Source organism: Pseudomonas rhizosphaerae, assembly GCF_000761155.1.
GTDB classification, from domain to species: domain Bacteria; phylum Pseudomonadota; class Gammaproteobacteria; order Pseudomonadales; family Pseudomonadaceae; genus Aquipseudomonas; species Aquipseudomonas rhizosphaerae.
Map to the genome: position 1 here is coordinate 65,064 of NZ_CP009533.1, position 17,410 is coordinate 82,473.

A 17,410-nucleotide genomic window follows, 5' to 3' on the forward strand; every position below is an offset into this window, starting at 1 on the left:
GCCAAAATAAAGCGTTTCGCACCAAGCGGATGCATCCGCCATCAGCGGGCTTCCCACGATTCAGGAGTTATGACGATGATCGACATGAACAAAGACGTACAGATTGTTAGCAGTTTCCTCGAAGCCTCGATGGCCCCGGATCCGGTCCGCGCCGCGACGTTCATGAGCGAGGATGTGCAGATCACCTTTACCGGCGGACGGGTGATGCCCGATCCCCAGGCAATCACTGCGTTCAACGGTTCACGTTATGCGTGGGTCAAGAAGGCCCTGGGTGATTTCGACTGGATGGATCGTGGCGATCACACCGTGGTGTATTCAAACGGAACGCTTTATGGCGAATGGGCTGATGGCCGCAGTTTCTCGGGCAACCGTTATCTGGATCGGTTCGAGGTGCGTAATGGCAAGATAGTCCGTATGGACGTCTGGAATGACAGTGCCGAATGGCTGCTGACGCCAGAAATTGCCAAGGCCTGAAAAACGACCTGGCAAACTTCCGGCCCGGGTTTCAGCCACCCGTACCTGCGTGCAAAGCGAGCCGTTGCGTTCCGGCTCGCTAACCCGTTCTTTTGCCAAAAAAACGCGCAGCAGAAACCCTGTAAGAAAAATCTGAAATTCCCTCCTTCACCTATCATCCCACCCCACCCCCTGCCAATCTCCCGTATCCCCCTTACCAAACCCCCAAGCCGGAGAGCCGCATGGACGTCGCCTTGTGCACCATCAACAACACCGTTTACGACATCGCCGGATTCGAGGCGCTGAGCCCCAAGTGCATTGGCGTCATGCGGCGCAATCTGTTGTGTCCGCGCTGCATGGGGCCGGGGTTCTATCGCAAGGCGGCGCGCAGTGGCCAGGCTTCGTGTTTCGGTGCGCGGCCCCATGCCGAATTCTGCGACATGGGCGGCCCGCAGAGTGCGACGAATCGAGGGGACACCCTGGATCAGGATGATGTGGTCAACCGGGGCGAGCGCATCGAGGTGGACTTCGCCTTTGGTGCGCCGCTGCATCATCACGCAGTGGAGGAGGGCGCAGGGGCTGCCTATGGCGTAGGTCGGCAGAGTGGCGGGCAAGCCGCACAAAGAACGCAGACCCGTCATCGTCGCCTTAGCACGTTGTTGAAGAACTTGATCCTGAGTGAGGACTTCCGCCGCTCCGAGCAACTGATCTCAGTGGAAAGCGGGCTGTTCAAGGTCCGCGATTTCTTCGTGCCGTTCGCCCAGGCCGAGGTCGATGAGCTGGAGCGCATGCGCGGTTATTGGGGCTTGATCTCCGATGCGGCGCAGTCGGGCGACCAGCCGCCGAGCCTGTGGCTCAACACCGGTGGGCGGCAGGACCTGAGCGTGGTGGTCGACAGTTCGCTGGTCGATGATTTTACCCAGCGCTTTCCCATCCATGAGCTCGAGGACCTGGCCGGCGCCTACGTTTTGGTGTTCGGATGCGTGCGTGTGTCGAAGAATGCCAAGAAGTACATCGCGGTCCACGATATCTCGCGTATAACGCTCAACAAGACGCCTTGATATCGCGCCGGGGCTTAACGCCCGGCGCAGTGGGTTCGATTGTGAAGGAGTGATGCATGTTGTTGGAGTACGGCGCTATCACCGTGATGTTTCCCATCGCGCTGGTGATTGCGGGTTGGTTGTGGCTGAGCGGCGCTCGCGCCGCGTGTGCGATGTGGTTGCTCACGGTGCTGTGCACTTACGCCCTGGTAGGCGCCAGCAAGATTCTGTTCAAGGGGTGGGGCATCGGCTTGCCGTCGTTGAACATTGCGGTGTTCAGTGGCCACGCGATGAATGCGTGTCTGATGGTGCCGGTGCTTGCCAGCGTGCTGGCGCGACAGATACATCCTTACCTGCGCTGGCCGGCGGCGTTGGCGGGCCTGGGCTTTGGCGTGTGGTTTGCGGCGACGCTGGTGGGCAACGTGATCCATCCGATGGCCGAGGCGGTCATGGGCGCGCTGATTGGCGGGAGTGCCTCGCTGGCTTTTCTTCTGGTGTTGGAGCGTTGGAACCTGCGGCGTCTCGGGCCGACTGCCCTGGTGTCGGGCCTGATGCTGATCACGCTCGCGGGGACTGCGCCTAAATTCACTGCCGAGCATTGGCTCGATCAAGTCGCCACGTCATTGTCCGGGGCGACCAAGCCGTTTCGCCATGCGGATTTGAAGCGCGAATCGTCGACGCTGTGAATCGCGTCGGGTAATGAGGCAGGAAGCGGCGCGCGTGCGCCGCTTGCCATGGTCAATCTAGCCCAACTGCTGGACGATCTTGTCCTTGATCAGCAGGCGTTTTTCCTTGAGTTTCTTGACCTCGTCGTCCGCCGCGGCGCGGTCTTCGGCCTTGACCACGTCGGCGTCGCTGACATGGTATTCAGTGAGTAGCTGGCTGAGTCGATCGTCGCTCTTGGCGCGGTTTTCGACCTCTTCCTTGCTCAGTTTCAGGTCAGCGAACAAATTGTGCTTTACCGGCATCTCGACACCTTTGGGTAGGGTGGACAGAATGGCGGGCCATCGAAAACGACCCCATGCCTAGGTTCGACCCACAGCAAGGGGCGGATCGTTCAATGCGTGTGCCTGCACTGGGTGCTCTCCGGATTAACGACCGCAGGCATGGATGGATGTCCCCGTGGAAGCAGGGCCGATATATACTGCGCGCCATTCTTCGTGGGAGAGCCTTGTGGCCATCGATATTCACTGGATTCGCGACGATGCCAGCCTAGCTGAGCATTGCGCCCACTGGCAGCGCCTGCCGTACGTCGCCCTCGACACCGAATTCATGCGGGTCGACACCTTCTACCCGATTGCCGGGCTGTTGCAGATCGGTGACGGCGCCAGCGCCTTTCTGATCGACCCTTTGTCGATCACCCAATGGCAACCGCTGACGCAGTTGCTGGAAAACCCTGCGGTGATCAAGGTGCTGCACGCCTGCAGCGAAGATCTGGAAGTGTTGCTCCGGCTGACCGGCAGCCTGCCGGCGCCGCTGTTCGACACTCAACTGGCGGCGGCGTACCTCAACCTGGGGTTCTCCATGGGTTACTCGCGTCTGGTGCAGGAAGTGCTGGGCATCGAGTTGCCCAAGGGCGAGACCCGTTCGGACTGGCTGCAGCGCCCGTTGTCCGAGACCCAGGTCAGCTATGCCGCCGAAGATGCCGTGCACCTGGCCGAAGTGTTCGAAAAGCTGCGCCCGCAGTTGTCGGAAGACAAGTATGCGTGGGTGCTGGAAGACGGCGCCGAATTGGTTGCCCAGCTGCGCCGAGAAGTGAACCCGGACGAGTTGTACCGCGACGCCAAGCTGGCCTGGAAGCTGTCCCGCGCGCAATTGGCGGTGATGCGCGAGTTGTGCGCCTGGCGCGAGCGAGAGGCGCGTGCGCGCGACCTGCCACGCAACCGCATCGTGCGTGAGCAGTCGCTGTGGCCGCTGGCCAAGCTGCAGCCGGACAACCTGCAGACCCTGGCCAAGATCGAAGACATGCATCCACGCACCGTTCGCCAGGATGGCGAGCAGATTCTGGAGTTGATCAAGACCGGCGCCAGCGTCCCGCCCGAGCAGTGGCCGGCGGCGCTGCCCGAGCCTCTGCCCATTGAAAGCTCGGCGGTGCTCAAGCAGTTGCGCGCCATCGGCCAGCGTGAGGCCGAGCGCCTGAACATGGCGCCTGAGCTGATGCTGCGCAAGAAAACCCTCGAAGCGTTGCTCAAGACCGGCTACCCCGATGGCCCCTATCAATTGCCCGATTCGCTGCGTGGATGGCGACGCGAGCGCATGGGGCAGGCCTTGCTCGACAGCCTGGCCACCGCTGGAGACCAGCCATGAAACGTATCTGCTCGATCTATCGCAGCCCGCGCAAGAGCGGGATGTACCTCTATGTGCTCAAGAGCGATGCGCTGGAACGCGTGCCCGAAGGCCTTCTGGGTGTGTTCGGCAAGCCTGTGCACGCTTTCGACCTGGTGCTCAGCCCGGAGCGCGCGCTGGCGCAGGAAGACATCCATCAGGTGCTGGAGCATCTGGATACCCAGGGCTACCATCTGCAGATGCCACCCGCCGAAGACGAGTACATCGAGCATCTTCCCGAAGAGCTGCTGCGCCGCAACGACCCCATCTGATCACCCGTATCCGCTGCCACCCTGCTGATACAGGGTCGGCCAGCTGTCTTGACCAAGGCCTCGCAATGACCCGCGTTCTGATCGCCGAACACGATTACGCCGTTTACGCCAAGTTGCTCGGCGCAGCTGCTCCTCATTTGAATGTACAGACCAGCGGCGATCCGGCCGAGCTGGCGCGGTTGGCGGCAGATTGCCCGGTGTGGCTCGGCCAGCCGGACCTTTTCGTCAACCTGTTGCGCACCGGCGCGACGCCGCAATGGGCACAGTCGACCTGGGCGGGCATAAAACCCCTGTTGAATGACAGTTTGCCTCAAAGCTATCGTCTGACCCGGGCCGTGGGCATCTTCGGTCAGGTCATGGCCGAGTACATGCTGACCTACATGCTGGGCCACGAGCGCGAAGTGCTGGCACGGCTGGTCAGCCAGGTCGAGCGCAAATGGGATCCGCGTCCCGGCTGTAGCCTCGCCGGGCGTAGCGTGCTGATTGTCGGCGTAGGCGAGATTGGCCAGGCGGTGGCGAAGTTCCTGCAACCCTTCGGTGTCACCCTCAATGGGGTGGCGAGCAGTGCAAGAACGCTGGCGCCTTTCACCGAAGTGGCACCGCTCGCTGAGCTCGGTCGCCTGGTGGAGCAGGCCGATTATGTCATCAACTTGCTGCCCGACACCCCACAGACCCACGATCTGTTCGACGCGGCGATGTTCAAGCGTTTCAAGCCCGAGGCGCTGTTCATCAACGCCGGACGCGGCGTGGCGGTGGTGGACGCCGATCTGGTGGAAGCGCTCAAGGAAGGGCACCTGGCCGGTGCGGTCATCGACGTCTGTCGGCAGGAGCCGCTGCCGGTCAGGCATCCCTTCTGGACCGCCTGGGGCTTGCTGCTCACCGGCCACAGCGCAGCGCCGACCTCGCCAGCGGCCATGGTCGAGCTGTTCGTCGAGAACCTGCAAGCGTGGCAGGACGGCACGCCACTGCGCGGTGAAGTGGATTTCGCTCGCGGCTATTGAGTGACGGTGATTGAGGCAAAGGTCGGCGGCGGATGGCGCGCCGACCCTTCGGCTTACAGCGTGAAATCGCCTTCGGCAACCAGCTGGCTCAGGGGCAGGCGCGGGCTGGGCAGCTCGCGGCCTTGCAGGTACTCGGCCAGGGTAGCCTTGTCGCCCAGCTTGCCGATGGCCACGGCCGCGTGCAGCGCGTATTCAGCCGGGACTTTCAGCTCTTCGCGGGTCTTGTCCTGGTCGAAGCCGGCCATGCCATGGGTGTGCCAGCCGCTGATGCTGGCTTGCAGCGCCAGGTGAGCCCAGGCCGAGCCGGTGTCGAAGGTGTGCCACAGTGCAGGCGACTCTTCAGTCGCGCCGGGCGCGGTGAAGGTGGTTTTCGAGGCGATGATCACGATCGCCGACGAATGCTGTGCCCAGGAGCGGTTGAATTCATTGAGCAGGCCCAGGTAACGCTCCCAGTTCGGCGTGCCACGACGCGCGTAGAGAAAGCGCCAAGGTTGCGAATTGTAGGCCGAGGCGGCCCAGCGTGCGGCTTCGAAGAAGCTGAGCAGGGTGTCCTGTTCGATCTCGACCGGTTCGAACGCGCGTGGCGACCAACGATTGATGAATTGCTCGTGGATGGCATAGTCGGCGATACGGGGATTGGCGCTCATGGCATTCCTGAATAAGAGAGTGATGGGTGACAGAGGCAAAACCTACTGCGAATCGATCGCGCCTGACAAGTGAAGCTTACCGGTAGTCGCCAAGGCTTGGCCCGTGGGTTACAGCGCACTAGACTGTCGGCCCTTTCAGGTACTGCCCCTACCTGAGCCGTCAATTTCGTACAGGACACTCGGTAACATGGCCGCCATCGTCGAACCCTTCTGGATGCGCAAGACGCTCGAGCAACTCGATCCGCTCGAGTGGGAGTCCTTGTGCGACGGGTGCGGCTTGTGCTGCCTGCAGAAGCTCGAGGACGAGGATGACGAGAGCGTCTACTACACCCGCGTGGCGTGCAAGATGCTGGACCTCAAGACCTGCCAGTGCAGTGATTACCCACGGCGCAAGCTCGAAGTGCCCGACTGCATCCAGCTGACGCCGGGCCAGGCTGACCAGTTCAAGTGGCTGCCGCCCACCTGCGGCTACCGCCTGGTCAGCCAGGGGCAGGACTTGCCGCTGTGGCATCATCTGGTCTGCGGTGATCGCGAACAGGTGCACAAACAGCGTATTTCGCAGTCTGGAAAAATGGTCAGCGAGAAGGATGTGAACGAAGACGACTGGGAAGACTATCTGATCTTTCGGGCGGGCTGATCGAGCGCAGGGCTCATTTTGCGAAGGTCGATTCACACGGGTGAAGCGCATCCCCGCAGCGTGCAGGGGTGCGCCTGATACCGGACGCTTAGACCTTGGGGGTCACAGCTGGATCTTCACCGGTCACGGTCGCAGTGTCAGTGGCCGAATCGGCATTCTTCTTCAGGTTCAGCAGATCTTCGCCGGCGCGTTCGATCTTGTTGCGGATCTCTTCCAGATCGCTGCGACCTTTTTCGGCCAGCGACTTGGCCGCGCAGTGACCGCTCCAACCGCGAGCCAGGGCAGCGCCGCCGATGGCGAACTGGATCAGGCCGAAAATACCGCCGCGGCGCAGACCCTTGCCGATGGTGACGACGCCTACCAGCAACGAGCCGGCGCGTTCCCAGCCCTTGACGTTATGGTAGTCGGGCTGGGTAACGGATTTGATGACGTCCACGGTTTTGCTGTCGCTCATGGTGAATCTCCTGATAGGGCAGTGATAACAAGCTGACTGCCAAATCGTCACGCTGTTCCATCGGCTTATTTGAATTTGGGCCCAGAACGTGTGTTGTTGCCCTTGGCAAGTCGATCGTAGAGCACGACGTTGACCGTGGCCGCCAGGTTCATGCAGCCGGTGGTGGGGATGTAGATGGTGTCTTCGCACCAGTCGCGCACGCTCTGGTCGAGGCTGCCGTCTTCGGGCCCGAAAATGTAGATGGCGCGGTCCGGGTGAGTGTACTCGGGCAGCGGGCGTGCGCCGTCGACCAGTTCCACGGCCACTGGCGTGCAGCCCAGGGGGATGATCTTCTGCAGGTCGTCGATGCCGATGAGCGGGATGTCGTAGTGAACCCGCTTGGTGTCGGTGACGAAATCACGCGCACGCTGGTAGCGCTTGCCGGTGTAGAACACCGAATTGACCCCGTAGCAACCGGCGGCGCGCATCACCGAGCCGACGTTTTCCGGGGATTTGGGGTTGAACAACCCGATGCAGCTGTACCGTTTGTTGGCCACGTGCTCGCTCAATCTTTTTTCATCAATCCGGCCAGGGCCGCGAAGGGGTTGTGGGTCGCCTTGGCGATGGTCGGGCTGCTGGTCGAACCTTCGGCGTAGTACTGCTGGTCGGTGTAGCGCGAATGTTCGTTGTCGTGGCAGTACAGGCACAGCAATTCCCAGTTGGAGCCGTCCTGGGGGTTGTTGTCGTGGTTGTGGTCGCGGTGGTGCACGGTCAGCTCGCTCAGGCGCTTGCCGGCGAACTCGCGGGCGCAGCGGCCGCACACGTGGGGGTACATGCGCAGGGCCTTGTCGCGGTAGCCGCTTTCGCGTTCGCGCTGGGCATCGGCCAGAATGCGATCGAGCTTGGCGGTATGGGGTGTGGACGAACTCATGGGGTTCACCTCGGATAATGACGGTCAGGCGCTATATTAACGGTTTCCCTCGTCCGTAGGAGCGGTCCGTGGCCGCGAAAAGCTCGGCGCATCCCATGACCGCCCCTGTATCAGGCTGTGATGTATACTGCGCGCCGGTTTTTTGAGGTGCCGCCCCATGAGTACAGAAGATCCCCGTTTCGCCGGTATCGCCCGCCTGTATGGCCTGCAGGGCATGCAGCGCCTGCGTGATGCGCACGTGGCCATCGTGGGTGTGGGCGGCGTCGGGTCCTGGGCGGCGGAAGCGATTGCCCGCACCGGGGTGGGGGAAATCTCGCTGTTCGACCTGGACGATGTCTGCGTCAGTAACGCCAACCGTCAGCTGCATGCACTGGACAGCACCGTGGGCAAGCCCAAGGTCGAGGTGATGGCCGAGCGGCTGCGCGGCATCAACCCGGACTGCACCGTGCACGCGGTGGCTGATTTTGTCACCCGCGACACCATGGCTGAATACATCACGCCGAACCTCGATTGCGTGATCGACTGCATCGACAGCGTGAATGCCAAGGCCGCGCTGATCGCCTGGTGCAAGCGGCGCAAGATCCAGATCATCACCACTGGCGGCGCCGGCGGACAGATCGATCCGACCCTGATTCAAGTGTGCGACCTGAACCGTACGTTCAACGACCCGCTGGCGTCCAAGGTGCGCTCGACACTGCGTCGCGACTATGGCTTTTCGCGCACGGTCACCCGTCACTACAGCGTGCCCTGCGTGTTCTCCACCGAGCAGCTGCGCTACCCCAAGCCCGATGGCAGCATTTGTCTGCAGAAGAGTTTTGTCGGTGACGGGGTGAAGCTGGACTGCGCGGGGGGCTTTGGCGCGGTGATGATGGTGACGGCGACTTTTGGCATGGTGGCGGCGACCAAGGCGGTCGACAAGATCGTCGCCGGGGTGCGGCGGCCGGCGGATCGGGTCAAGGCGGGCGCCTGAGGGGGTAGGGCAGGTGTAGCGCAGCGGTTTTTTCGCGGCCGCTGACCGCTCCTGCGTGGGAGCGGTCAGCGGCCGCGAAAAATCCTACCTGACCCTTAGGTTCACGCCAGCTCGCCCATCCGCTTCAACACTGCATTCAGCCCATTGCTGCGCGAGGGAGACAGCTGGCGGCCCAGGCCCAGTTGCTCGAACCAAGCGTTAAGATCCAGCTCCCGCAGCGCCTGCGACTCCAGCCCCTCGACCCGCACCAGCAGCAGCGCCAGCAAGCCGCGGATCATCCGCGCATCACTGGCTGCCTTGAAATGCCAGCGCTCGCCCTGCCGTTCGGCCACCAGCCACACCACACTTTCGCAACCGTGCACGCGATTGGCCTCCACTTTCTGCTCATCGGCAAGCGGCTCGAGGCGTTCGCCCCACTGCATCAGCAACCGCGCGCGCTGCTCCCAACCGGCAGCCTGGGTGAAAACTTCCAATGCTTCTTGAGCCTGTGGACTCAACGTCATACGAGTATCTCCAGCGCCTTGTCCAAGCCCTCGAAAAACCGCTGCAGATCGCCCGAATCGTTGTACAGGCCAAGGGACACACGGATGCAGCCGGACAAACCCAAGTGCTTCATCAGCGGCATGGCGCAATGATGACCAGCGCGCACGGCGATACCCTGATCGGTCAGCAGGTGCGCCAGGTCGGCGTTGTGCACGCCCTCCACGACAAAGCTGGCCAACGCGACCTGCGGTGCGCCGAGCAGCTGAACGCCACTGCGCGCCCGCAACCCTGCCAGCAGTTGTGCATGCAGGCCTGCCTCGTGTTCTGCGACTGCCTGCGTATCCAGGCCGCTCAGGTAATCCAGAGTCGCGCCCAGGCCGATGACGCTGGCAATAGGCGGGGTACCTGCCTCATGGCCCAAAGGCGCGGGATGGAAGCTGGCGCTCTGATAATCAGCCTGGTGCACCATCTCGCCGCCGAACTGCCAGTGCGCCAGCTTCAGCAACGCTTCGCGGCGCCCATACAACACGCCGACGCCGTCCGGGCCGTACAGCTTGTGGCTGGAAAACACATAGAAGTCGCACTGCATGTGTTCCACATCATGGCGTCCGTGCACCACACCCTGGGCGCCATCCACCACCGTGGTCGCACCCTGAGCCCGAGCCAGCGCCAGCAGGGGCGAGAGCGGTTGCCACGCACCGAACACATTGGACAACTGACTCACTGCCAATACCCGAGTACGCGGTCCGATGATCTGCGCGGCCGCTTGCAGATCGACCACGCCGCTGGCTTCCAGTGGCAGAACCCGCAACGACAGGCCGCGACGCTTGGCCAATTGTTGCCAGGGCAGCAGGTTGGCGTGGTGCTCGGCGGCGCTGATCACCAATTCATCGCCTGGCTGAAACTGCTCGGCCAGGCCATAGGCCAGCAGGTTCAGGGCACTGGTTGCACCGTGGGTGAAAACGATCTGCTCCGCACTGCTTGCATTGAGCCACTGCGCGACCTTCTCGCGGCTGGCTTCGAACGCACGCGTGGCCAAGGAGCCAGGCAGATGCTGCGCGCGATGCACGTTGGCCGCACCCTGGGCGTAGTACTGGCCGATGGCGTCGATCAGGGCGTGTGGTTTCTGCGTGGTGGCAGCGCTGTCCAGGTAGGTCTGCTGCTGGTGTTGCAAGGCGGCGATGGCTGGGAAGTCAGAGCGCCAGGGGGAGGCGTGGAACATGGTCGAAGACCCCGGGCAAGAGGCCCGGCAGAGATGCCGGGCCCGATATCGCCACTTAGTTGTGAGCGTGCAGCGCTTCGTTGAGTTCGATGGCCGACTTGTGGCTCTTGCACTCCACGGCGCCGGTGACCGAATTGCGACGGAACAGCAGGTCGGGCTGGCCCGCCAGGTCGCGCGCCTTCAAGGTCTTGACCAGTTGGTTCTGCTCGTCGAGCAGGGCCACCTTGGTGCCCGCCGTGATGTACAGGCCGGCTTCGACGGTGTTGCGGTCGCCCAACGGGATGCCGATACCGGCATTGGCGCCGATCAGGCAGCCTTCACCGACCTTGATCACGATGTTGCCACCACCGGACAGGGTGCCCATGGTCGAGCAGCCGCCGCCCAGGTCCGAGCCCTTGCCGACGAACACACCAGCCGAAACCCGGCCTTCGATCATGCCCGGGCCTTGGGTGCCGGCGTTGAAGTTGACGAAGCCCTCGTGCATGACGGTGGTGCCTTCGCCAATGTAGGCGCCTAGGCGGACACGGGCACTGTCGGCGATGCGCACACCGGCCGGTACGACGTAGTCGGTCATCTTCGGGAATTTGTCCACCGAGAACACTTCCAGCAACTCGCCCTTCAGGCGCGCTTCCAGCTGACGCTCACCCAGTTCGGCGAGGTCGACCGCGCCTTGGCTGGTCCAGGCGACGTTGGGCAGCAATGGGAAGATACCGGCCAGGTTCAGACCGTGCGGTTGGGCCAGACGGTGCGACAGCAGGTGCAGCTTCAGGTACGCCTCGGGCGTGGAGGTCAGCGCGGCGTCTTCGGCCAGCAGGGTTGCGACCAGTGGCTTGTGGCTTTCGGCCAGGCGAGTGAGCAGGGCAGCCTGCGCCGGATCGACGTGCTTGAGTGCTTCGGCCAGTTGCGAAGCCTGGGTGTTGCTGAAGGTGATGGCCTGGTTGCCGCCGGTGTAGCTCAGCAGCGGGGCAATGGCATCGACCAGCGCGGCGGACGGGTTGGTCAGGGGCTGGGCGTAGAACACTTCCAGCCAGGTGCCTTGACGGTTTTGCGTGCCGACGCCGAAGGCCAGGCTGAACAGAGAATTGGACATGGAATTACCTCGTGCAGAATGAGTGCGGGCCCGTGTCAGGCAAGGGCCGCTGCGTAGATGTCGGGCTTGAAGCCGATCACGGTCTTGTCGCCAAGCTGCAACACCGGGCGCTTGATCATCGAGGGCTGGGCGAGCATCAGCTCGATGGCCTTGGCCTGATCGATGTCGGCCTTCTGTTCGTCGGCAAGCTTGCGGAACGTGGTACCGGCCTTGTTCAGCACCACCTGCCAGCCGTGCTCGTCGCACCAGCGGGACAGGTGCTCGCGGTCGATGCCGACCGTCTTGTAGTCATGGAAGGCGTATTGCACCTGATGCTCGTCGAGCCAGGTGCGGGCCTTCTTCATCGTGTCGCAAGCCTTGATGCCATAAAGAATGTGCGTCATTGATCTAGGAGGGGCTACGAATGCGCCCCACTGCCTCCCGAAAACGAATCGGGGAATTATGCGGCATCGACTGTGACAGCGCCATGCTTGCGTGGCGGGGGGCTGGCGAGTGCTCGGTCGAGCGTTCGATAGGGTGCGACACTTCGGTTGCGCGCGAACATGTTGCAAACCGTTACCATGGCCACTGTCTGTCGATCCAAAGGAAGTCCTGCCCCATGCAAACCGCCTACACCGTGCTGATTCTGTTGATGCTGGTCGGCGTTTCGCGGTTGCTCGCCCGCGTCATTCCCCTGCCATTGCCCTTGCTGCAGATCGCGGCCGGGGCCATTCTCGCCTGGCCGACACTAGGTCTGCACGTGGCGCTCGAGCCTGAACTGTTCCTGTTTCTGTTCCTGCCGCCACTGCTGTTTTCCGATGGTTGGCGCATCCCCAAGCGTGACCTGTGGCATTACCGCGGCCCCGTATTGATGCTGGCGGTGGGCCTGGTGCTGTTCACGGTGCTGGGGGCGGGGTACTTCATTCACTGGTTGCTGCCCGACATCCCGCTGCCGGTGGCCTTTGCCCTGGCTGCCGTGCTGTCACCGACCGATGCGGTGGCGGTGTCGGCCATCGCCCAGGACCGCTTGCCAACGCCACTGATGCGTATCCTTCAGGGCGAAGCGCTGATGAACGATGCCTCGGGCCTGGTGACCTTCAAGTTTGCCCTGGCGGCAGCGATCACCGGCGTGTTCTCCCTGGCCGATGCCAGTGTCACGTTCGTCCTGGTGGCGGTCGGCGGCCTGGCATTGGGCGTGCTGCTGAGCTGGGTGGTGGGGCGCCTGCGTGTCTGGATGATCGCGCGCGGCTGGGACGATCCGGCCACCCATGTGGTGTTCATGCTGTTGCTGCCGTTTGCCGCCTATGTGCTGGCCGAGCGCCTGGGTGCCTCGGGCATCCTCAGCGCGGTGGCCGCCGGCATGATGCAGAGCTGGCTGGACCTGCTGCCCCGGCAGACCCGCACGCGCATTCTCAACCGCAGCGTCTGGGCGCTGCTGGAGTTCGCCTTCAACGGTTTGATCTTTCTGCTGCTCGGCTTGCAGTTGCCAGACATCGTCAAGGCGGTGCTCAGCCACGAACCGACGCTATGGCCGGCGCTGTCGTGGCGCTGCCTGGAGGTACTGGCGATCTTCGGGGTCTTGCTGGCGCTGCGCTTCGTCTGGGTCCAGAGCACCTGGCGGGCGATGACGTGGATACGCCGCCTGCGCGGCAAGGCCACCATCACCCGGCTGCCCGACGCCCGCTCGTGCGCCTTGCTGACCCTGGGGGGTGTGCGCGGCGCGGTGACCCTGGCCGGTGTCATGTCGGTGCCTCTGTTGATGGCACCCGGTCAGGACTTCCCCCAGCGTGACCTGCTCATCTTCATCGCCGCCGGCGTCATCCTGCTGTCGCTGGTAGTGGCCTGCATCGCCTTGCCTCTGTTGCTGCGTGGCATGGCCGCCAGCGATGACCAGGGCGCACGCCAGGAGGTGCGAGATGCCTGGCGCTACACCGCCGAATCGGCCATTCGCTCGCTGGAAGAGGAAGACCCGGCGCAGAAGGCCAACGAACAGGATGCCAGCCAGGCGGCACTGGCGACCGAGCTCAAGGCGCGGATCATGTCCGAGTACCGGCAGCAACTGGAGGTGTTCGAGGACTCCGCCGAAGCCCAGGCACTGGCCCGGCAGATGGATCAACTCGAACGCCACCTGCGGATCAAGGCGCTGCGCGCGCAACGCCTGGCGCTCTATGAAATGCGCCGCGAACGCCGGATCGGCGACGATGCCGTGCGCGAGGTGCTGGCCGAGCTGGACCTGAACGAAGCCAACCTCGGCCACGGACGCTGAGCGGTGGCAGACAATCTGTGGCTAGCGCAGCGAGCCTGGAAGGTTCTGGATATCACTGGCGCCGGTAGGAATCTCGATGGCAAACACGGTGCCCGCTTCCGCACTCGAAGTGACGTCTATGCGCCCCTGATGTGCGCTCACGATTTCGGAAGCGATGAACAACCCCAGACCCAGGCTGGCATGCGGCCCTTTTTCGGCCATTGCGTCGGGTGAGTACCTGCCCAGCGGATTGAAGATGGACTCAAGGACGTGTTCGGGGATGACAGCACCGGTGTTGTGAACCGTTAAGCGGAGTTTAGCGCCGCTGGAGTCCAGCGCCACATTAACGGGCGCGCTGGGATCTCCGTGTTGCAGAGCGTTGCCGATGAGGTTGGAAAACACCTGTTCCAGGCGCGCTGCGTCGTACAGGCCGACAGCACTGCTGGGGCTCTCCACGACTATTGTCGCGGTCGGGTTGACCATGCGCAGCTCTTCGACGACGCGGTCAAGCGCAGGCGCCGCATCGCTCATCGTCTTCGACACCGGCAGACCAGGGCCCAGTTGGGATCGAGTGAAATCCAGCAGGTCGCCGACAATGCGCGAGGCGCGCTTCACGCTGGTGTAGATCCGCGAGGTGATCTTGGTGGCGCGGGTACTCAGATCATCCGTTCGCAGCAGCGCGTCCGCGCCCAGCATGATCGCACCCAGCGGCGTACGCAGATCATGTCCCAATATGCCCAGAAAGACGTTTCGCGAGGCTTGTACGGCCTGAGTGTAGCTGGCCACGGATTCGGCCAGGGCCTGGTCGATCGCCTCGTTGAACCGAATCATGTCCTCGACATCGATTTCGGCGTTTTCGCTGGCGTTGCTCAACCACTGCTTGATGACGCTGGCGCGCAGTGCGCGAAATTCGGCGACGACCTGCTCGATGGTGAATCCGGAAAGCAGCCTGGCGATGGCATGTGTACGGGCGGCGGTGTCATCGTCCTGTTCGCCGTGTCCCTGGGACTTCTCGGTCTGCTCCTGGCTCGACTGCTGGGTGCGCAGATCCTCGGCAATGGTCTGCAGCATCAAGTACGCGTGATCCCTGAGGTCTTCACGATTGAGCGGCGTGCCTGGGGTTTCCAGGGTTCGGGCAAAATCTTCCCAGGTTTGCAGGATGGGTTCGATATTCTTGAGGATGAAGTCTGACAGGCGCATGAAGACGGATTCCTTGTCATGAAGCCCCAGATGGCACCTCGGTCCAAGGATTAAACCATCAAGGGCCGGCTCGCGCTCGGATAACCTAGGGATTGATCACACGCCTTTGCTTGGGTTACTGTATATGCATACAGTAACCCACGTGAGGTCTTGCCCCATGCTCAGATTATCCAAACTGTGGACGGCCATCGGTAGCGCCATACCCGTTACCGTTGGTTCTGCCCTCGGTGGGCTGGGATTGGTCGATTTCAACACGATGCTGGCGATTGCGCTCATGCCGCAGGTGGTTTTCCTGGTCATCGGGCAGTGGCCCGATTTCCAGCAGACCAGCGACGAGCAGGTGTGGGACGAATACGAATTCGAGCACCTGCCCCGATATGTAGTGCGCCCCGTGGTGCGCCGACAGCGCCGGATGGGCGGTCAGGCGATGAACGAAGCGCTGGCCGGCTTCGACATGAACGACGCCCACCTCGGTCACGGACGTTAGGCGATAACCTTGGGGTAGATGCGCCGGGCGAACGCGCGGTCGCGGCGACTCAAGGTGTGGTTGATGCCCACTTCCCAATCACCGACCGTCTGCTCCTGCAGCACCGCGTAATGCATGATCGAGGTCCGGTCGTAGGCCGTGCCCTTGGCCAGTGCCTTGTCGGTCTTGTCCAGCAGGTTGAGGTCGACGGTCTGTCGATCGATGCCCTTGGCTGCGAAGTAGGCATACAGTTCAGGGATGTCCCACGGGATGTTCGCCTTGGGGTGTTGGTGCTCGTGCAGCAACCCCAACACATGACCGAATTCGTGCAGCACCGTGCGCCCGAACAATGGATCGTCCGGTTTGGTGCTCAAGGCCATGGTTGCATCCATCGGACTGACCAGCAGCGCATCGGTGCCGACATGACTGTGGTTGTCATCGCCGCCGGTATAGATGCGGATGTCGGCAAAAGCGCCGTCGACGAAATCGAACTTCAGGTTGGCCGAGCGTAGCCACTGCCGGGCCACTTTCTCGATGGCGGCCTTGTGTTCGGTGGGCGTGTCGTTGAAAAAGCCGATGGTCAGCGTACGACCGGGTGCCCAGAACTTCGAGAACTGGCCCACGGCGCGTTTGGAGCGTCCGCCCGCGGAAACGTGCAGCGCATTGTCTGGGCGTTCGGCCAGCGCAATACGGTGTGACGCTTCGAAATCAATGGCAGGAAGGGGCTTGCAGAACAGTAGATCGCACATCATCGATGACTCCGTGAAAAGAGCCACCCATGATGTCGATCAAACGCCCGGCAAAGGCGTAGCTATGTGTTATCGACGCTCGAGAAAGCGGCGAATACGCTGGGCGGCTTCGACACACTCGCTCAACGGTGCGACCAGCGCCATGCGCACGCGGCCTGCCCCTGGGTTGAGCCCGTCGACATCGCGCGACAGATAAGAGCCAGGCACCACCGTGACGTGTTCCTGTTCGAACAGTTCGCGGCAGAACTGAGCATCGTCCATAGGCACCTTGGCCCACAGGTAAAAGCTGCCATCGGGGCGTTTGACGTCCAGCACCGGCGTCAGGATGTCCAGCACGGCATCGAATTTTTCCCGGTACAGGTCGCGGTTGGCCAGTACGTGGGCCTCGTCTTGCCAGGCAGCGATGCTGGCCAGTTGGGTTTGCACGGGCATCGCGCAGCCATGGTAGGTGCGGTATAGCAGGAACGCCTTGAGGATATCCGCATCGCCCGCCACGAATCCCGAGCGCAAACCTGGCAGGTTGGAACGCTTGGACAGGCTGTGGAACACCACGCAACGCTTGAAGTCACTGCGGCCCAACTCGGCACAGGCCGTCAGCAAACCGGGCGGTGGTGCGTCTTCGTCGAAGTACAGCTCGCTGTAGCACTCGTCGGCAGCGATCACGAAGTCGTATTCGTCGGCCAAGGCGATGAGTTTTTTCAGGGTCGGCATCGGCACCAGAGCGCCGGTCGGGTTGCCGGGCGAACACAGGAACAGGATCTGGCAGCGCTGCCAGACATCGGCCGAGACCGCGTCGAAATCCGGGTTGAAACCGTTCTGGTCCAGGCACGGCAGGTAGTGCGGCTTGGTGCCCGCCAGCAGCGCTGCGCCCTCGTAGATCTGATAGAACGGATTGGGGCTGACCACCAGCCCGTCGACGTCGCGCTGGGCAACGGTCTGGGTGAAGGCGAACAACGCCTCACGGGTGCCGTTGACCGGCAGTACGTGGCGTGCCGGATCGAGCCAACCCGCCGGAACCTGGAAGCGCCGCTCGCACCACTGCGCGATGGCTTCGCGCAGGGCCGGGATGCCCTGGGTCGTCGGGTACACGGCCATCTGGTCGAGGTTGTCGGCCAGTGCCTGTTTCACGAAGGCTGGCGAGCTGTGCTTGGGTTCGCCGATGGACAGGGCAATCGGACGCTTGTCGGCCGCGGCCGTGACGCCACTGAGCAAGGCGCGCAGTTTCTCGAAAGGGTAGGGCTGCAACTGGTTCAACGCATGGTTCATA

The 17,410-nt window shown here is 62.7% G+C and carries 22 protein-coding genes; 10 read left to right on the forward strand and 12 right to left on the reverse strand.

Going from position 1 to position 17,410, the window contains the following annotated elements:
- Positions 1-75: 75 nt before the first annotated feature.
- The 3 genes from LT40_RS00290 to LT40_RS00300 all read left to right on the forward strand — a co-directional run bounded on the left by LT40_RS00290 (position 76) and on the right by LT40_RS00300 (position 2,179).
- Complete coding sequence (locus tag LT40_RS00290; protein ID WP_043185044.1) at positions 76-474, forward strand: nuclear transport factor 2 family protein; 399 nt, start codon at positions 76-78, stop codon at positions 472-474.
- Positions 475-695: 221 nt separating this feature from the next.
- The gene (locus tag LT40_RS00295) at positions 696-1,514 is read left to right on the forward strand and encodes a hypothetical protein (protein ID WP_043185046.1); all 819 of its coding nucleotides are present in this window, start codon (positions 696-698) and stop codon (positions 1,512-1,514) included.
- Positions 1,515-1,570: 56 nt separating this feature from the next.
- The gene (locus LT40_RS00300) at positions 1,571-2,179 is read left to right on the forward strand and encodes a hypothetical protein (protein ID WP_043185048.1); all 609 of its coding nucleotides are present in this window, start codon (positions 1,571-1,573) and stop codon (positions 2,177-2,179) included.
- Between the two features lie 57 nt (positions 2,180-2,236).
- Here LT40_RS00300 and LT40_RS00305 read toward each other — a convergent pair whose 3' ends face one another.
- Positions 2,237-2,461 (reverse strand): DUF465 domain-containing protein, encoded by a 225-nt coding sequence (locus tag LT40_RS00305; RefSeq protein ID WP_043185049.1) that lies wholly within the window; start codon positions 2,459-2,461, stop codon positions 2,237-2,239.
- A 205-nt stretch (positions 2,462-2,666) separates the two neighbouring features.
- On the opposite strand from LT40_RS00305, the gene rnd reads away from it, so the two are divergent.
- The 3 genes from rnd to LT40_RS00320 all read left to right on the forward strand — a co-directional run bounded on the left by rnd (position 2,667) and on the right by LT40_RS00320 (position 5,091).
- Positions 2,667-3,800: a ribonuclease D gene (rnd, locus tag LT40_RS00310; protein WP_043185051.1), complete on the forward strand. Its 1,134-nt coding sequence runs from the start codon at positions 2,667-2,669 to the stop codon at positions 3,798-3,800.
- On the forward strand, positions 3,797-4,090 hold the full coding sequence (locus LT40_RS00315; protein WP_043185053.1) for a YcgL domain-containing protein: 294 nt from the start codon (positions 3,797-3,799) through the stop codon (positions 4,088-4,090). The genes rnd and LT40_RS00315 overlap by 4 nt, the downstream gene beginning before the upstream one ends.
- Before the next feature lie 65 nt (positions 4,091-4,155).
- Complete coding sequence (locus LT40_RS00320; RefSeq protein WP_043185054.1) at positions 4,156-5,091, forward strand: D-2-hydroxyacid dehydrogenase; 936 nt, start codon at positions 4,156-4,158, stop codon at positions 5,089-5,091.
- A gap of 53 nt (positions 5,092-5,144) precedes the next feature.
- On the opposite strand, the gene LT40_RS00325 is transcribed toward LT40_RS00320, so the two are convergent.
- Positions 5,145-5,738, reverse strand: coding sequence for a nitroreductase family protein (locus LT40_RS00325; RefSeq protein ID WP_043185056.1), 594 nt, complete (start codon positions 5,736-5,738; stop codon positions 5,145-5,147).
- 187 nt (positions 5,739-5,925) lie between these two features.
- Between LT40_RS00325 and LT40_RS00330 the strand changes: the two genes are divergently transcribed.
- Positions 5,926-6,375: a YcgN family cysteine cluster protein gene (locus tag LT40_RS00330; protein ID WP_043185058.1), complete on the forward strand. Its 450-nt coding sequence runs from the start codon at positions 5,926-5,928 to the stop codon at positions 6,373-6,375.
- An 88-nt stretch (positions 6,376-6,463) separates the two neighbouring features.
- On the opposite strand, the gene LT40_RS00335 is transcribed toward LT40_RS00330, so the two are convergent.
- The 3 genes from LT40_RS00335 to LT40_RS00345 all read right to left on the reverse strand — a co-directional run bounded on the left by LT40_RS00335 (position 6,464) and on the right by LT40_RS00345 (position 7,739).
- Positions 6,464-6,829, reverse strand: a complete 366-nt coding sequence (locus LT40_RS00335; RefSeq protein WP_043185059.1) for a YgaP family membrane protein — start codon at positions 6,827-6,829, stop codon at positions 6,464-6,466.
- 65 nt (positions 6,830-6,894) lie between these two features.
- Positions 6,895-7,365: an RNA methyltransferase gene (locus tag LT40_RS00340; protein WP_043193186.1), complete on the reverse strand. Its 471-nt coding sequence runs from the start codon at positions 7,363-7,365 to the stop codon at positions 6,895-6,897.
- A gap of 8 nt (positions 7,366-7,373) precedes the next feature.
- On the reverse strand, positions 7,374-7,739 hold the full coding sequence (locus LT40_RS00345; protein WP_043185061.1) for a YajD family HNH nuclease: 366 nt from the start codon (positions 7,737-7,739) through the stop codon (positions 7,374-7,376).
- A 157-nt stretch (positions 7,740-7,896) separates the two neighbouring features.
- Here LT40_RS00345 and tcdA point away from each other — a divergent pair, with 157 nt between their 5' ends.
- The gene (gene tcdA, locus LT40_RS00350) at positions 7,897-8,709 is read left to right on the forward strand and encodes a tRNA cyclic N6-threonylcarbamoyladenosine(37) synthase TcdA (protein ID WP_043185062.1); all 813 of its coding nucleotides are present in this window, start codon (positions 7,897-7,899) and stop codon (positions 8,707-8,709) included.
- Positions 8,710-8,810: 101 nt separating this feature from the next.
- Here tcdA and LT40_RS00355 read toward each other — a convergent pair whose 3' ends face one another.
- From LT40_RS00355 to LT40_RS00370, 4 genes are read right to left on the reverse strand one after another with little or no spacing between them, the layout of a single operon-like run.
- A complete protein-coding gene (locus LT40_RS00355) occupies positions 8,811-9,212 on the reverse strand; it encodes a SufE family protein (RefSeq protein WP_043185064.1) in 402 nt (133 codons plus the stop codon).
- Entirely contained in the window at positions 9,209-10,414 is a 1,206-nt protein-coding gene (locus LT40_RS00360) for an aminotransferase class V-fold PLP-dependent enzyme (protein WP_043185066.1), read from the reverse strand. Before LT40_RS00360 ends, LT40_RS00355 begins: the two co-directional genes overlap by 4 nt.
- A gap of 55 nt (positions 10,415-10,469) precedes the next feature.
- A complete protein-coding gene (dapD, locus tag LT40_RS00365; protein ID WP_043185068.1) occupies positions 10,470-11,504 on the reverse strand; it encodes a 2,3,4,5-tetrahydropyridine-2,6-dicarboxylate N-succinyltransferase in 1,035 nt (344 codons plus the stop codon).
- A 35-nt stretch (positions 11,505-11,539) separates the two neighbouring features.
- Positions 11,540-11,887, reverse strand: a complete 348-nt coding sequence (locus LT40_RS00370) for an ArsC family reductase (RefSeq protein WP_043185069.1) — start codon at positions 11,885-11,887, stop codon at positions 11,540-11,542.
- 215 nt (positions 11,888-12,102) lie between these two features.
- Here LT40_RS00370 and LT40_RS00375 point away from each other — a divergent pair, with 215 nt between their 5' ends.
- Complete coding sequence (locus tag LT40_RS00375) at positions 12,103-13,749, forward strand: Na+/H+ antiporter (RefSeq protein ID WP_043185071.1); 1,647 nt, start codon at positions 12,103-12,105, stop codon at positions 13,747-13,749.
- 21 nt (positions 13,750-13,770) lie between these two features.
- Here LT40_RS00375 and LT40_RS00380 read toward each other — a convergent pair whose 3' ends face one another.
- A complete protein-coding gene (locus LT40_RS00380; RefSeq protein WP_052393158.1) occupies positions 13,771-14,928 on the reverse strand; it encodes a sensor histidine kinase in 1,158 nt (385 codons plus the stop codon).
- A 157-nt stretch (positions 14,929-15,085) separates the two neighbouring features.
- On the opposite strand from LT40_RS00380, the gene LT40_RS00385 reads away from it, so the two are divergent.
- A complete protein-coding gene (locus tag LT40_RS00385) occupies positions 15,086-15,415 on the forward strand; it encodes a hypothetical protein (RefSeq protein ID WP_148308493.1) in 330 nt (109 codons plus the stop codon).
- Here the strand turns inward: LT40_RS00385 and LT40_RS00390 are convergent.
- The gene (locus tag LT40_RS00390) at positions 15,412-16,146 is read right to left on the reverse strand and encodes a M12 family metallopeptidase (protein ID WP_052393160.1); all 735 of its coding nucleotides are present in this window, start codon (positions 16,144-16,146) and stop codon (positions 15,412-15,414) included. The two genes, LT40_RS00385 and LT40_RS00390, sit on opposite strands and share 4 nt — an antisense overlap.
- Before the next feature lie 66 nt (positions 16,147-16,212).
- On the reverse strand, positions 16,213-17,409 hold the full coding sequence (gene dapC, locus LT40_RS00395; protein ID WP_043185075.1) for a succinyldiaminopimelate transaminase: 1,197 nt from the start codon (positions 17,407-17,409) through the stop codon (positions 16,213-16,215).
- Position 17,410: the final 1 nt, after the last annotated feature.